This is a genomic window from Stenotrophomonas sp. BR163, assembly GCF_047520985.2.
Lineage (GTDB): Bacteria > Pseudomonadota > Gammaproteobacteria > Xanthomonadales > Xanthomonadaceae > Stenotrophomonas > Stenotrophomonas sepilia.
The window spans coordinates 97,571-111,649 of the sequence record NZ_JAXBRE020000010.1; the positions used below are offsets into that span (position 1 = coordinate 97,571).

At 66.6% G+C, this 14,079-nt stretch carries 12 protein-coding genes; 9 read left to right on the forward strand and 3 right to left on the reverse strand.

The features are described 5' to 3' along the window. Positions 1 to 41: 41 nt before the first annotated feature. On the reverse strand, positions 42 to 416 hold the full coding sequence (locus ACM0PY_RS10755; protein WP_061478682.1) for a hypothetical protein: 375 nt from the start codon (positions 414 to 416) through the stop codon (positions 42 to 44). Between the two features lie 321 nt (positions 417 to 737). On the opposite strand from ACM0PY_RS10755, the gene ACM0PY_RS10760 reads away from it, so the two are divergent. From ACM0PY_RS10760 to ACM0PY_RS10800, 9 genes are all read left to right on the forward strand, one after another. Further along, entirely contained in the window at positions 738 to 1,766 is a 1,029-nt protein-coding gene (locus ACM0PY_RS10760; RefSeq protein WP_134970208.1) for an alpha/beta hydrolase, read from the forward strand. 122 nt (positions 1,767 to 1,888) lie between these two features. Beyond that, positions 1,889 to 3,265 (forward strand): YncE family protein, encoded by a 1,377-nt coding sequence (locus ACM0PY_RS10765; RefSeq protein ID WP_134970209.1) that lies wholly within the window; start codon positions 1,889 to 1,891, stop codon positions 3,263 to 3,265. 51 nt (positions 3,266 to 3,316) lie between these two features. Further along, entirely contained in the window at positions 3,317 to 4,363 is a 1,047-nt protein-coding gene (locus ACM0PY_RS10770; protein WP_235646849.1) for a heme/hemin ABC transporter substrate-binding protein, read from the forward strand. Beyond that, on the forward strand, positions 4,360 to 5,403 hold the full coding sequence (locus ACM0PY_RS10775) for a FecCD family ABC transporter permease (RefSeq protein ID WP_164229446.1): 1,044 nt from the start codon (positions 4,360 to 4,362) through the stop codon (positions 5,401 to 5,403). Before ACM0PY_RS10770 ends, ACM0PY_RS10775 begins: the two co-directional genes overlap by 4 nt. After that, on the forward strand, positions 5,400 to 6,161 hold the full coding sequence (locus ACM0PY_RS10780) for a heme ABC transporter ATP-binding protein (protein ID WP_180885762.1): 762 nt from the start codon (positions 5,400 to 5,402) through the stop codon (positions 6,159 to 6,161). The genes ACM0PY_RS10775 and ACM0PY_RS10780 overlap by 4 nt, the downstream gene beginning before the upstream one ends. A gap of 64 nt (positions 6,162 to 6,225) precedes the next feature. After that, positions 6,226 to 6,975, forward strand: coding sequence for a hypothetical protein (locus ACM0PY_RS10785; RefSeq protein WP_069138580.1), 750 nt, complete (start codon positions 6,226 to 6,228; stop codon positions 6,973 to 6,975). A gap of 428 nt (positions 6,976 to 7,403) precedes the next feature. Beyond that, entirely contained in the window at positions 7,404 to 9,440 is a 2,037-nt protein-coding gene (gene fusA / locus ACM0PY_RS10790) for an elongation factor G (protein ID WP_180885764.1), read from the forward strand. Positions 9,441 to 9,691: 251 nt separating this feature from the next. Beyond that, positions 9,692 to 9,964, forward strand: a complete 273-nt coding sequence (locus tag ACM0PY_RS10795) for a hypothetical protein (protein WP_005409616.1) — start codon at positions 9,692 to 9,694, stop codon at positions 9,962 to 9,964. A 110-nt stretch (positions 9,965 to 10,074) separates the two neighbouring features. After that, the gene (locus ACM0PY_RS10800; RefSeq protein WP_053496662.1) at positions 10,075 to 10,830 is read left to right on the forward strand and encodes a SapC family protein; all 756 of its coding nucleotides are present in this window, start codon (positions 10,075 to 10,077) and stop codon (positions 10,828 to 10,830) included. Here the strand turns inward: ACM0PY_RS10800 and ACM0PY_RS10805 are convergent. Both ACM0PY_RS10805 and ACM0PY_RS10810 read right to left on the reverse strand, forming a co-directional pair. Next, the gene (locus ACM0PY_RS10805) at positions 10,787 to 13,156 is read right to left on the reverse strand and encodes an ATP-binding protein (RefSeq protein WP_235646848.1); all 2,370 of its coding nucleotides are present in this window, start codon (positions 13,154 to 13,156) and stop codon (positions 10,787 to 10,789) included. The two genes, ACM0PY_RS10800 and ACM0PY_RS10805, sit on opposite strands and share 44 nt — an antisense overlap. Further along, complete coding sequence (locus tag ACM0PY_RS10810; protein ID WP_235646847.1) at positions 13,153 to 13,803, reverse strand: response regulator transcription factor; 651 nt, start codon at positions 13,801 to 13,803, stop codon at positions 13,153 to 13,155. The genes ACM0PY_RS10805 and ACM0PY_RS10810 overlap by 4 nt, the downstream gene beginning before the upstream one ends. Between the last annotated feature and the right edge of the window lie 276 nt (positions 13,804 to 14,079).

Consider the following 14,079-nt stretch of genomic DNA (forward strand, 5'->3'; position numbering starts at 1 on the left):
CAGGGCGGGAAAACGAAGCCGGCGTTTCGCCGGCTTCCTTCTTACTTGATGCTGCAGTCGCCGAAGGACAGGTAATCCGTTCCCGAGCTGAACTGCAGCGTGCAGCTTGCGGTGAAAGTCGCGCCTTCTTCCAGTGCGCCCAGCTTGGCCGCCTGCTGTTCGTCGTCGCTGGTCAGCCGGGCCAGGACATTGCCCTGGTCGTCGCCGGCCTCGATCAGCGGCTCGCCCGCCAGGTTGCTGGAGACACCCAGGGCCACGGCAGTGAATGTCACCGTCTGGTTGAGTTCGTCCATGCCCAGAGACGAATTGCCGGCCTCTTCAAAGGCCTGGTAGAGCGTTGGCAGGTCCTGTGCGGCATGGGCGGCCAGCGGTGCAAGGAGGCCGAGGGAAAGGGCGATCAGGGCGGTGCGCTTCAAGGTGTTCTCGCAGTCACGGGATTCATTCCCGTGGATGGTGGTCAGTAGATCCACGCGATGCGTGGATGGGTTTGGCAAAGGACAGGGCGCGGCCGGCGGCTCGATTGCCCATCCATCCGCAGCCCTGCGAGGGAAGGGCGCTCCTGCGCCCCGCTGTCCGGCAAAATAGTGGATCCGGCGTTTTCGGCGCAACCGGGAAAATGAACGCATCGCGCGCGTGATACACAGCGTGACGTTCGATCGATGTGATAATCATTCGCGTTTAAGGTAGACTGCGGTCCCCTGTGAACCGGCGGCCATCGGCCGCTCCTGCCGCCGCTGATGAAGCATTTCGTCCCGCCTTTGCGCCGTGGTCCACTGGCCCGCGGCATGGCCGCCCTGATGATGGGGGTCCTGATGGTCACGCCCTACGCCCATGCGCAGCAGCGCAATCCGCTGCAGAAGATCGGCCACACCGTGCTGGACGAGCCGGCGGCCAGCTATCGCTTTGAACGTTTCGTGGTGGACAGCCCGGACCAGCAGCGCCGTTGGCGGGTGAACCTGGCGATTCCGGCCAGGGCCGGCAAGACCCCGTCCCCGGTGCTGTACGCGCTGGATGGCAATGCAGTGGCCATGGTGCTGGACCAGTCGCTGCTGGCCGAGCTGGCCGCGCGCAAGGCACCGCCGGTACTGGTGCTGATCGGCTACGACAACGACCTGCGCATCGATTCCAAGGCGCGTACCTTCGACTACACCGCGTGGATCGACCGTGCCGACGACGAGAGCGGCACGACCCAGGCAGTCGGCGGCGGCGCTGCGGCTTTCCTGGATGTGATCGAGCGCCGCATCAAGCCGGAAGTCGAGCGACGCGCACGCATCGATACGCAGCAGCAGGCGCTGTGGGGCCATTCGCTGGGCGGGCTATTCGTGCTCAATGCGCTGTACACGCGACCTGCCGCGTTCCAGTCCTATCTGGCAGCCAGTCCGTCGCTGTGGTGGAGCCAGGGCGCGGCGCTGGGTGATCCGGAGCAGCAGTTCGTGCAGAACGTGCACGGCCAGCCGGCAAAGCTCTGGCTGATGCTGGGTGGCGCCGAGCGGGTCGGTGATCGCGGCAAGCGCGATATGAGCAACCCGCGCGTGGTTGCGCACCTGCGCCGGATCAGTGGCGCCACCCCGGATGCGGCGATGCAGTTGTCCGAGCGGCTGGGCAGGGTGCCGGGCCTGAGCGTGCAGTACCGCGAGTTCGATGGCCTCGGCCACGGCCCGATGCTGCCCGCATCGTTCCACGCTGCGCTGCATGAACTGTATGGCGTGTCCGACCGCAGCGCCGGCGATGGCGCGCCCAGTGGCGGGGACAGCGCCGCCGAATGAATGCCTTCGCACGCCATGCCGTGCGACCCCACTACCCAGGCGAGGCTGCCGGCGTGCAGCGGCCCAGGCAACCGATGAATCCCGCGCCACGCGGCGCGGCCTACGTGTGCAAGGAGCCTGCCATGTCGTTCCGTCCGTCTTTCCGCCTTACCTCTCTCGCCGCCGGTCTGCTGCTGGCGGTGACCGCCACCGCCCAGCCGGTGTTCGATCAACCGGCCAACGCCACCTTCAAGGGTGAGGTTGTCTCGCGCGGTGAGAACGTGGTGCCCGGCAGCACTGCCGACGTAGTTGGTCGTGGCTTCGTGCCGGGCCAGAAGGTCAGCCTGCTGCGTGGCGACAGCGTGCTCAACACGCAGCCGCTGGAGGTCGATGCCGATGGCAACTTCAAGACCCAGCTGAGCATTCCGGCCGATGCGGTGCCGGGCACCCACCCGGTGGTGGTGCGCGCCAGCCAGCCGGCTGCGGCCACGGTGCTGAAGCTGCGCGTGTCGCCGCAGCTGCCGCTGTCCGGCCAGGCGCAGTTCGCCACCCAGTCCAACAAGCTGGTGCCGGGCCTGTACCAGTCCGCTTACAGCGCCGCCAGCAATGCGGTGTTCGTGACCTCGGCGGTGGGCCGTCCGCCGGTGACCCAGTCGCAGTTGCTGAAGCTGGACCCGAAGTCGCTGAAGGTGACCAGGGCGATCACCCCGGCGCAGGTGCCGGGCAGCACCAACGGCGCGGTCTATGCGGTCTACGGTGTGGGCGTGGATGACATCAATGGCAATGTCTGGGTGACCAATACCCGCCAGAATTCGATTGCGGTCTATCGCCAGAAGGACCTCTCGCTGGTCCACCAGTTCCCTGTCGACACCGTGCCGCATGCGCGCGACGTGGTGGTCGACGGCACCCATGGCAAGGTGTTCGCTTCGGCCACGGGTGAGGACCACCTGTCGGTGTTCGATGCGAAGACGTTCAAGGAGCTGCCGCCGGTGACGCTGGAGTCCGGCGTGGATGATGGCAAGTTCACGCCGATGAGCCTGGTGCTGGACGAGAAGGGTGGCAAGCTGTTCACCGTCAGCATCGGCACGCCGGAGGCGGCGGTGATCGATGTGGCCAGCGGCAAGGTCGACAAGGTCATCGACCTGGGCAATTCGATCAGCGCCTCTGGCGTGGCCTTCGACGCAGCACGCAACCGCCTGTACGTGGCCTCGCAGGGCACCGACAACCTGCTGATCGTCGATGTGGCTTCCGGCAAGGTGCTGCATGACGTGCCGGTCGGCGCCGGCGCGCTGAACGTCGCCTTCGATGATGCCTCCGGCCTGGCCTATGTCAGCAATCGTGGCGCCGGTACGGTCACGGTGGTGAACGGCGACGGCAAGGTGGTGGCCAACCTCGATGGCGGCACCCTTCCGAACCATGTGCGTGCCGACGGCAAGGGCAACGTGTTTGCGGTGAACAAGTCACGTGGCGCCGAAGATCCGAAGGGTGATCGCATCACCCGCATCACCCCGAAGCAGTAAGTCACAGGGCAGGGCGGCGTGCGCGTCGCCCTGCCAGCAAGGAGAACGTCCATGAACATCGCGTCCCGTCTGCGCCCGTGTGCACTTCCGTTGGCTGTTTCGCTGGCGCTGTCTGCCTGCAGTGGCTCGTCAACGCCGTCGGATGGCCACAAGGCCGCCGAGCCGCCCGCCGCAACCGCCGCTGCGGAAACCGCATTGCCGGCAGGCTGGCAGCGCGTGGCCGGTGCCGAACTGCCCTCCGTGCACGGACAGAAGGCCGTGCTGCCGGCCCAGGTGCATTCCGACGATGGCGCAGACGTCGAGGTTGCCGACACCAGCCGCATCATCGCCGGGGGCGACGACGTCATCGCAGTGATCGAGGCACTGGGCCTGGGCCAGCAGGTGTACGCGGCACCGACCAACACCACCACGCAGCCCGGCCTGGCCGCGCCGCACCAGTTCCTGTTCAACCGCACCACGGGCGTGGAAGGCGTGCTGAGCCTGCAGGGCTCGCTGTTCCTCGGCAACAGCCTGCGCCGCCACACCGAGCTGGCGAAAAAGCTGCGCGAGGTGGGCGAGCCGGCGGTGGTCATCGATGACCTGCAGCCGGCGCCGGACAAGGTGCGCAAGGTCGCTGCGGCACTAGGGCTGGCCGAAGCGGGGCAAGCACTGGCCACGCAGGTGCAGCGTCAGCTCGACGAGGCTGCAGCGATTGGCAAGGGCCTGGGCCATGCGCCACGATTGATTCACGTTTCGGCAACCGGCGCTGGCGGCTCGCCCACTGTTGCAGGTGCCGACAGCGCGTCGGCGCAGTTGATCGCCCTGGCGGGCGGCATCAACATCGGTACCGAGGCCGGGGTGAAGAATTACTCGCAGCTGAGCAATGAGGGCGTGGTCGCGGCGGCACCGGAAGTGATCCTGGTGACCGAGCATGACCTGCAGCTGTTCGGCGGTGCCGAGGGCCTGTGGAAGGCATACCCGACGCTGAAGCAGACCCCGGCCGGGCAGGCCAATCGGGTCTGGGTGATGCCGGATGTGCAGCTGAAGTACACCAGCGTGGGTTCTGGTGCGGGCGCGCTGGCACTGGCCAAGGCCCTGGCAGCGTTGCCGAAGGCATGAGTCCGGCGGATCGGCGCCGCCGTCGCGGGCGGGCGATGTTGATGGTGGTGTTGCTGGCACTGCTGGGGGCAGTGCTGGCGTCGTTCGCCGTGGGTCCGTTGCGGTTGCCACCGCTGGAGGTGATGCAGGCGCTGGCGGTGAAGCTGGGCCTGCTTGATCCACAGGCGGTCAGCAGTCGCGACCTGGCCGTGGTCTGGCAGCTGCGCATTCCGCGCGCCCTGTTGGGCGCAATGGTTGGCGCCTCGCTGGCGATGGCCGGTGCCAGCCTGCAGGGCCTGTTCGGCAATCCGCTGGCCGACCCCGGCATCGTCGGTGTCAGCCAAGGTGCTGCGCTCGGGGCAGTCGCTGCCATTGTTCTCGGCGCTGCCGGTGCCGCAGGTTGGCTGGTGCCGGTTGCCGCCTTCGTCGGTGGCGCCCTGGCCATCGGCCTGACCTATGCGCTGGCGCGGCCGGGCAAGGGCAGTGGCAATGCGACGCTGCTGCTGGTCGGTATCGCGATGGCGGCGTTCTGTTCGGCGCTGATCGGTTTTCTCACCTATATCGCAAGCGAAAGCGAACTGCAGTCGCTGGTGTTCTGGCAGATGGGCTCGCTGGCACGTGCCAACTGGGCCGATGTGGTGGCGGTGGTGCCGCTGTTTGCGATTGGCGTGTTCGCATTGCAACGATTGGCAACGCCGCTGGACATGCTGGCGCTGGGCGAGCGCCAGGCCCAGCATCTGGGGCTGGATGTGACCCGCACGCGGCGCCGACTGGTGGCGTTCAGCGCGCTGCTGGTGGGGGCGGCGGTGGCGTTTGCGGGCTCGATCAGCTTCGTTGGCCTGGTGGTGCCGCACGTGGCGCGCCTGCTGGTGGGTCCCGGTCATCGCTGGCTGCTGCCGTTGTCCGGCCTGCTGGGTGCACTGCTGATCGTGGTGGCGGATACGGCCGCGCGCACGCTGGATCCGCCCGCGGAGATTCCGCTGGGCCTGTTCTCGGCCGCGCTGGGTGCGCCGTTCTTCCTCTGGCTGGTGCTGCAGCAGCGCCGCAAGGCGGTGCCATGAGTGTGCTGCTGAAGCTGCACGAGGTGGTGGTGCGCCGCCAGCAACGCGAGATCCTGCACGGCATTTCCTTGGCGTTCGAACCAGGTACGGTGACCGCACTGGTGGGCCCGAACGGTGCGGGCAAGTCCACGCTGTTGGCGGTCGCGGCCGGCGACCTGCGCGCCGATGCGGGCGAGGTGAGCCTGCTGGGCAGGCCGCTGGCCAGCTACAAGGCGGGGCCGCTGGCGCGCGAGCGCGCGGTAATGCCGCAGGAGCACGGCGTGCGTTTTGCTTTCAGCGTCGAAGAAGTGGTGGCGATGGGGCGATTGCCGCATCCGCCGGACCCGGTCACCGATGACGCCCAGGTGGAAGCTGCGATCGATGCCGCTGAACTGCAGGCGTTGCGCCTGCGCGAGGTGCAGCAGCTGTCCGGTGGTGAGTCCGCCCGGACCACGTTCGCGCGCGTGCTGGCACAGGACACGCCATTGCTGCTGCTGGATGAGCCCACTGCTGCGCTGGATCTGCGCCATCAGGAGCGCACGCTGCGCAGTGTGCGTGCCTGTGCACAAGCCGGTGCGTGCGTGATCGTGGTCCTGCACGACCTCAATCTGGCCGCAGGCTATGCCGACCGCATCGTGCTGCTGGAGCAGGGCACGGTGGCGGCCGATGGCACGCCATTGCAGGTGCTCACCGAAGACAACCTGCAGCGCGTGTACCAGCAGGATGTAGTGGTGCTGGAGCATCCGCTTCGTGGGGTGCCGCTGGTGGTGGTGACCTGAGCGAACGTCCGCCAGGTTGCTCCGGGTATCATGGAGGCTTCGCTTTCTTCAATGGACTGACGCCATGTTCCGCACCGTTACCCGCAGCGTGCTGCTTGCCGCGATGATTGCTTCCGTTTGCGCAGCCCATGCAGCGTCGACCTCCCAGGTTTCGCTGGCCAACGCGGCCGAGAATGCCTCGCTGATCGAAACCCGGCATTCCAGTGGCGACGGTGCCGCAGTGACGTCGATGAAGACGCAGTACTTTGCCAACGAGGAAATGTCGGTGAGCTGGGACGACCAGCAGGTACTTGTGCTTTGCAGTGAAGCGGCGTACCTGCAGATTCCTGCCGCCAAGCTCAAGGCCGGGGCGCTGACTACCGAGCAGCGGCAGATGATCGTCTATCAGGCACTGATGTCCGGCTTGGGGGCTGTCGCGGGCGTTGTCGGGCCGGCCGGCGAGGTGGTAACCGTGGCGGATGACGGTAGCGAGACCCGCAGTGTTGGCGAGAACAGCTGGGCATACGGTATCGAGCGCTACGACGTGATCAGTCAGCGGCTGCCGGATGGTGCTCTTCGGGTCCGAACCCGTAAGACGGAAACCGTGAATACCACGCCGCCGGCGGGCCCGGACGACACATTCAGCACCGAAGATGATCAGGCGGCACGCCTGTCCGAGCTGGCGCCGGTGGGGAGCTGGATCGAGGTCGTGATTCATGGTGGCCCACGGCTGCCGCACGTGGACCCGGCGATTTCGTTGAAGGGCTGGATGTCGATGGGGGATGACCAGCCTGCAACAGTGGCCGAGGCGCGCAAGCTGCACGGCTGCAAGTGAGGGCTGCCAGGGTCAGATCCCTTTGCGAGGGGCAAAGGGATCTGACCCCTATCGTTGGACCCCTATCGTTGTCGGCCTCATCGTTCCATTTATGTGTGCAATATTCACTTGCGCGCCAGATTGGCAGGTCTAGAATGCGCCGCATGAACCGGATGCCGCTCCTGAAGTTTTTCACCCTGACCCGCGCAAGTGCGGAACGGGCGTGTCTGCCTGGAGCTCCACAGGGCCGCTGAAGCGGCTATCGCTGGATCATCCACAGAGCGCCCTTCGGGGCGCTCTTTTCGTTTCTGCAGTTTCATTTCCCTAACCCGACGTACCGCAAGGAGAGCGTGCCATGCACCAGATCGCTGAGACCGAACGCTAGCCGCGCACCCTGTCGCCAACCGGGGTGCGCGGCCCCCGTAGTTGGCTTTGCAGGAACCTATCTCATGAACACCCAAGTCCTTTCCCGCCGTCGCAACCTTGGCATCATTGCCCACATCGACGCCGGCAAGACCACGCTGACCGAACGCCTGCTGTGGAAAAGCGGCGAGATCCATCGCGTCGGCGAAGTGCACGACGGCAATGCGACCACCGATTTCTCGGCAATCGAGCGCGAACGGGGCATCACCATCGGCGCGGCCGCCGTGCAGGCGCAGTGGGCACCGCGCGACCTGCCGCCGCATCGGTTGACCCTGATCGATACCCCCGGCCACATCGATTTCGCCATCGAGGTCGAACGTTCACTGCGCGTGCTCGACGGTGCCGTGGCCGTCTTCTCGGCCGTGGACGGCGTGCAGCCGCAGTCCGAGACGGTGTGGCGCCAGGCGCGTCGCCATCGCGTGCCGCTGATCGCTTTCGTCAACAAGATGGACCGCGTAGGCGCTTCGTTTGAACGCGTGCTGGAGCAGCTGCAGGACAAGCTTCGCGCGCGGCCGTGGGCGTTGGGCGTGCCGTTGGGCAGCGAAAGCGGCTTCAACGGCTGGGTCGATCTGGTCGATGAGCGCGTGCTGCAGTGGCAGGAGGACGGCGCAACCACGGTGACTCCGTGGGACGAAGCGGCGCGGGCCCAATGGCAGGCCCAGCGCGATGCGCTGGTCGAAGCTGTGGCCGATCATGACGAAGAACTGGCCGATGCCTGGCTGGAAGGTCGCGTGATCGATGCCGGGGCGCTGCGGGCGGCAATCCGCCGGGCGACGCTGGCAGGTGCAGGCGTGCCTGTGCTGGCCGGTGCTGCGTTCAAGGACAAGGGCATCGAGACGCTGCTGGATGCCGTGGTCGATTACCTGCCGTCGCCGCTGGATCGCCCTGCTGTCAGCGCCGAAAGCGATGAGGGCGAGGTGATGCTGCCGCCGGATCCGGACGGTCCACTGGCAGGCCTGCTGTTCAAGATCACCCACCAGCAGCACGGCGCGTTGAGCTTCGTGCGGCTGTACTCGGGCACCTTGAAGGTGGGCGACGCGGTGGCCAGTTCGCAGCATCTGCAAGGGCGGCGTGTCAGTCGCCTGGTGCGGGTGCAGGCCGACCAGACCCATGACATCGAGCAGGCCGTGGCCGGTGACATCGTCGCGGTACTGGGCTGGAAGGATGCGGTCAGTGGCGAGACGCTGAGCAGCCGTGCGCAGCCGCTGCGCCTGGAGAACATACAGGCTCAGGCGCCGGTGCTGGCCTGGCGGTTGGAGCCGGCGCGTGCGGCGGACCTGATCCGGATGGCGCAGGGGCTGGCCAGCCTGGCCCAGGAAGACCCCTCGTTCCGTGTGGAAACGGACCGGGAAACGGGTGAAACCCTGGTCTGGGGCATGGGCGAGCTGCACTTGGAAGTGATGGTCGAGCGCCTGCGCAGCGAATGGAAGGTCGAGGTGGCCGTGGGTGCGCCACGCGTGGCCTACCAGGAGACGCCGATGCGCCCGATGACCGGTGTCGTCGGGCGGCTGGTCAAGCAGACCGGTGGCCAGGGCCAGTTCGCGCACGTGGTGCTGGATGTGGCGCCGCGCGACGACGACCTTGTCTTGTTCAACGACCGCATCGTCGGTGGCGTGGTGCCGCGCAGCTTCATCGCAGCGGTGGAAAAGGGCGTGCGTGCCGCGCTGTCGGAAGGTCCGCAGGGACATCCGGTGGTCGGCATCGAGGTCAGTCTTGTCGATGGCCAGACCCATGCCAAGGACTCTTCGGAGATGGCGTTCCATCGCGCAGGCGCCGAGGCGATCAAGGCGGCGCTGGCCGAGGGTGGCACGCAGCTGCTGGAGCCGGTGATGGCGGTGACGGTGCATTCGCCGTCGGCGTCGGTGGGTGATGTGGTCGGCGACTTCAACCGGCGCCATGGCCGCATCGCCCGCATCGAGGACCAGGACGGTCGTGCCGAGGTCAGTGGTTTCGCGCCACTGGCGCAGCTGGTGGGGTACACCACCTCGCTGCGTTCGCTCAGCCAGGGGCGGGCCAGCAGTGAGGCGCACCTGCACGGCTATGAGCCAGTACGCGCGGCATGAAGAAGGCAAGGGAGCCCGTTCGCGGGCTCCCATTTTTTTGTCCGGGTTTCCGTATCCACGCATGGCGTGGATCTACCGGGTGACCGGGTCGCGAGCTCTGCAGTAGATCCACGCCATGCGTGGATGGATCTGCACCGACACGGCAACATTGGCGCTGCATCGCACCAAATCTGTAGAAAAAGCTGGATTAAAGTGATGCCTCACGATAAATTGCGCACCCCCCGTTGCTCGCCGCCGCCCGCACCCCTCTCATGCGTGATGACAAAGACCCCGGAACCCTGGAGCTGACCCTGCCGCGCAAGCGCGGTCGTCCGCCCAAGTTCGGGTACGCGATGAGCGATGCGCAGCGGGCGGCGCGCTATCGTGCGCGCAGGGCAGGGCAGGCCAACCATGCCGACGTGCGTTCCTGCAGTGACATGGTGCTGCTGGACAAGATCCGTGCGGCGGTCAGTGCCCGCGACACCGAGCTGGCCGGTTTCCTGGTCCACGTACTCTGGCAGCGCTACCCCCTGCAGCTGAAATAGTTCGCCGGTGGGGTGGCCGTTGTCATCGAGCTTGTTGATAATGCGGGATTCAGGTTGTTCCCGCTGGCGTGCCCGGGATGGCAGGCGCGCATGATCGAACGGTTCCCAACATGACCACCACCAGCGACACCACCACCGAAGCGGCGCCGAGCGGCGCCCCCCTGTTCTATACCCGCCCGGTGCCGCTGCAGGCCGATGTGCATGCCGATCTGCGCATCCTGCCGGGCAAGCTGGAGTTCGCCGCCGGCAACAATGCCATTCCGCTGGTGCTGGGCGAGTTCTCGCTGGCCCTGCACCACTTCCCGATCCTGTTTGCCGGCCCGAGCGCGGTTCCGATGGCTGCCGTGGGCGTGTCCGACCAGAACCTGTTCATCAAGGATGGCCTGTGGGAAGACGAGGCCTACATTCCCGCCTACCTGCGCCGCCACCCCTTCATCTTCATCGACACCGGTGCGGAGAATGATTTCCTGCTGGGCATCGACGAAGAGAGCCCGCGCGTGGTCAAGGGGGGCGAGGAAGGCCAGCCGCTGTTCGTTGACGGCAAGGCGACCGAGATGGTGCAGCAGGCCCTGGAATTCTGCGGCCAGTACACCCGCGAACACGAACAGACCCAGGCTTTCTCCAAGGCCCTGGTCGACAACGGCCTGCTGGTGGAGCGCAACGCCACCGTGCGTATCCCGGATGGCCGGGAGTTCAACCTCAACGGCTTCCTGGTCGTGGACGTCGAGAAGTTCGTCGCGCTGCCGGAAGCAACCGTGGTCGAGTGGCACCGCAGTGGCTGGCTGGCACTGATCCACCAGCACCTGATGTCGCTGGGTCGCTTCAATGACCTGACCCGTCGCCAGGTTGAGCGTCTGGCCGCGTGATCAAGGGGTTGGGCAGGGTTCCCGCGACGCGGGCGCCCTGTCCGGCCTGCAGTACGCACAGCAGGCGACGTGCGTCGGTCCAGTCTGGCGTGGCGTCCTGCGCCAGATCGACCAGCTCGGCCGCGACGGCGGCGTGCTCGCATTGACCCAGCATCTGTAGTGCGCCCTGCAATCGGTGCGCGTGATGACCGAGCGCCGATGCGTCTGCATGATCGACAATCCGCTCGATCCTGCCGAGTTCATCGCAGATGTCGGCGCTGTAGGCCGCGTCCATTTCAGTCGCCTGCTCAAGCGCGTCCAGGCTCTCCGGCACGGGAATGCCAAGCGCAGCGAGCAGCTCGGCGGCGTGCAGCGGCTTGGCCAGCATCGCGTCGAAACCCGAGCGGCGGCAACGTGCGTGGTGACGTCGTCCGCTGCGGGCAGACAAGGCGATCAGGCGGACCGGATGCCCACTACGGGCGCGCAGTTCGCGTGCCAATGCGTAGCCATCGATGCCACGCAGCCCAATGTCGATCAGCGCGGCAGGGCGGGGGTGGCGTATCTGTTCGGCCAGCGCGCTGGCCGCGTCTTCCAGGGCACATACCTCGGCGCCCCAGCGCCGCAACTGTTCGGCAATGACGTGGCGATTGAGTGCGTGGTCCTCCACCAGCAGCAGTTGTAGCCCGGCCAGTGGCGTGCCCTCCACGGGCATGTCCCGGACACTCTCGGCAGAGTCAGCAGCGCATACCGGCAGGCGCAGGATGAAGCGGCTGCCGCGACCGAGGACGCTGTGCACGGTCAGATCGCCCCCCATCGCACGTGCCAGCTCGCGCGCAATGGAAAGCCCGAGGCCACTACCGCCACGCTGATGCCCACCGCTGCCTTGATGGAAAGGCTGGAACAGTTCGGCTACCTGTGCGGGCGCGATCCCGATCCCGCTGTCGATCACCTCCAGCAGCAGCTCTTGCGGCCGCGCTACTGGAAGCAGTCGCAGGCGCAGCTCGATGCCGCCGATATCACTGAACTTCACCGCATTGGCCAGCAGATTGCTGGCAATCTGGCGTAGCGCATCAATGTCCACCCGAATGATCGGCGAGGGTTCGGTCGGGGCATCAAGATGCAGTTGCAGGCCTTTCTGTTGCGCCTGAGGCCGAATGGCCTCCAGTGCCTGCCGGCAAAGCCGGGTCGCATCACAGGCTTGTGCATGCGGCCTGAAAGCGCCGCTGGCGAGGCGCGAAAAGTCCAGTGCGCGATTCAACAGGCCGCGCAGGGATTGGCCGGCGCTGCTGGCAGCGGCGAGCAGATCGCGCTCGCCTTTCGGCAGTGTCGATCGTCCAAGCAGCTCGATCGAGGCCAGTACGGCCTGTGCCGAATTGCGCATCTCGTGACTGATCATCCCGATGGCCTGCGCGCTGCGGTGGTCGCCGCGTACCCGCAGGTGACGGGTCATGGGCCACAGCAACAGGGCGACCAGCAGAGGGGGCAGCAGCAGCCAGCCGCGCGGGGGCGAGGCCTGCATCCAGTCCAGTGCGTTTCCCGCCGCCGCTGGCAGGGTCTGGCCTGCCCACAGGTGGAGCAGGCTCGCATGCTCCTCCAGCGTGATCTCCCGCAACGCCTGTCCGATGCGTTCAAGCAGCTGCTGGTCTTCCTGGCGGACGAGCAGGTAGAGGTCGGTGGAGAAGTCGCTGTCGAATGGCTGCAGGCGCAGGCTGCCGTTGAAATGGCGTCGAACCAGCGGGCGCAGCGTGGATTCCAGGCCAATCGCCACGTCGGCCAGGCCGGATTGAACTGCCGTCAATGCTGCGTACCGATCAGGCAGGTGCTGCAGCCGGATCTGAGGATGATGCGCGCGCAGCCAGCCGGCGTAGGGCCCGCCTTCAACGACGGCCACCACCCGGCCGTCGAGCTCGCGTATCTCCCGTGGCAGCCATTCGCCGGCGCGCCCTGCCAGCAGGGTGGCGCCACCCCGGAAGCGGCTGGACGCGGCGAGGTCGGGGCAGGGCAGCTTCTGGTGTCTCGCGCCGCCAAACACCATGACCAGGTCGGCCTCGTGATGACATACAGCGAGGATTGATGCGGCGGTCGTCGGATAGGGGTGTTCCAGGAAGCTGAGTTGGGCGTGACGCGCCACCAGGTTGGCGTAGCCATGGGCGAGCGTCGGCGGTGATGACGGATCGGCTATCGCCGCGGGCACGGGGCGTAGGGACGGAGCGGTGGAGACCCGCACGCTGCTGCCCGGCAGCCAGCGTGGTGACCGGATATCTTCCGCCGACGCGGCGGGAAGGAGAAGCAGTACCAGCAACCCCCGGATCAGCAGGCACGGACGCAATGGCGCATGGCGCCTCACGGCGACTCCAGCCGTTCGCGCAGCGCATAGATCTCCACATCGCTGCGCAATCCCAGCTTGCGCAGCACCGCGACCTTCTGTGTGCTGACGGTCTTGATGCTGCGGTGCCGGCGCAGCGCGATCTCCGATACGGTCAGGCCTTCCAGCAGCAGCTCCAGTACCTCCCGCTCGTTGCGGCTGAGCTCGCCACGATCGCCGGCCAGCCTGACGTCCGGCGGAATCCGGATCAGGCCCTGGAAGACGCGCACGATGGCGTCGGACAATGCCGCAAGGGGTTCGGCCTTGCTGACGAACCCACTGAGTCCGGCATCGATCAGGCTGTTGAGATTCGTGGTGGGGCAGAGCGTGGCGAAGGCCAGCATTGGTGTGCGCGGGAATTCGCGACAGAGCAGCGTAACCAGCTCGATGCCGCCCAGGTCGCCACGGGCGAGCGTGAGATCGATGATGGCCACATCCACGGGCAAGCGGTGCAGGCTGTCGATCAGCGCGTCGCTGCAACCATGGCTGGCGACGATGTCGAACCGGAGATCGCCTGACAGGTGCAGGGCGGTGCCGCGACGGACGACTTCATGGTCGTCCAGGAGCGCCAGGCGAAGCCGGCGCGGTGCAGGAAATCCATTCATGCGCGGGAGGTGATCAGCGCCCATGGGCGTGGCCACCATTCTGGCGCCGCTGTCGCGTCGAACATCGAATTTGTTGCGTTTTTACGACTATTCCTAAAGATCGATGGATGAGCTCCATCGATAAGTGCTGATCCATGGGCGGGACATATCGTCAGGTTGAAAGCCGCGGGGACCCAGTGCCCTGGCGCGCTCTCGCTGGGTACAGCTGGCCTGGGTTGCAGGGCTGCCGGCACCCTTTGGCAGGACATTAATGTGACGCGTCACGCCGGGGTGCCTGGTCACCCGCGAGCCGAGTAGTGG

Bases quoted from the DNA above. Each gene is read 5' to 3' on its own strand.
- ACM0PY_RS10795 (WP_005409616.1), top strand. From the start codon at position 9,692: ATGCGTGATGACAAAGACCCCGGAACCCTGGAGCTGACCCTGCCGCGC.
- ACM0PY_RS10765 (WP_134970209.1), top strand. From the start codon at position 1,889: ATGTCGTTCCGTCCGTCTTTCCGCCTTACCTCTCTCGCCGCCGGTCTG.
- fusA (WP_180885764.1), top strand. From the start codon at position 7,404: ATGAACACCCAAGTCCTTTCCCGCCGTCGCAACCTTGGCATCATTGCC.
- ACM0PY_RS10770 (WP_235646849.1), top strand. From the start codon at position 3,317: ATGAACATCGCGTCCCGTCTGCGCCCGTGTGCACTTCCGTTGGCTGTT.
- ACM0PY_RS10800 (WP_053496662.1), top strand. From the start codon at position 10,075: ATGACCACCACCAGCGACACCACCACCGAAGCGGCGCCGAGCGGCGCC.
- ACM0PY_RS10775 (WP_164229446.1), top strand. From the start codon at position 4,360: ATGAGTCCGGCGGATCGGCGCCGCCGTCGCGGGCGGGCGATGTTGATG.
- ACM0PY_RS10785 (WP_069138580.1), top strand. From the start codon at position 6,226: ATGTTCCGCACCGTTACCCGCAGCGTGCTGCTTGCCGCGATGATTGCT.
- ACM0PY_RS10780 (WP_180885762.1), top strand. From the start codon at position 5,400: ATGAGTGTGCTGCTGAAGCTGCACGAGGTGGTGGTGCGCCGCCAGCAA.
- ACM0PY_RS10760 (WP_134970208.1), top strand. From the start codon at position 738: ATGAAGCATTTCGTCCCGCCTTTGCGCCGTGGTCCACTGGCCCGCGGC.
- ACM0PY_RS10810 (WP_235646847.1), bottom strand. From the start codon at position 13,803: ATGGGCGCTGATCACCTCCCGCGCATGAATGGATTTCCTGCACCGCGC.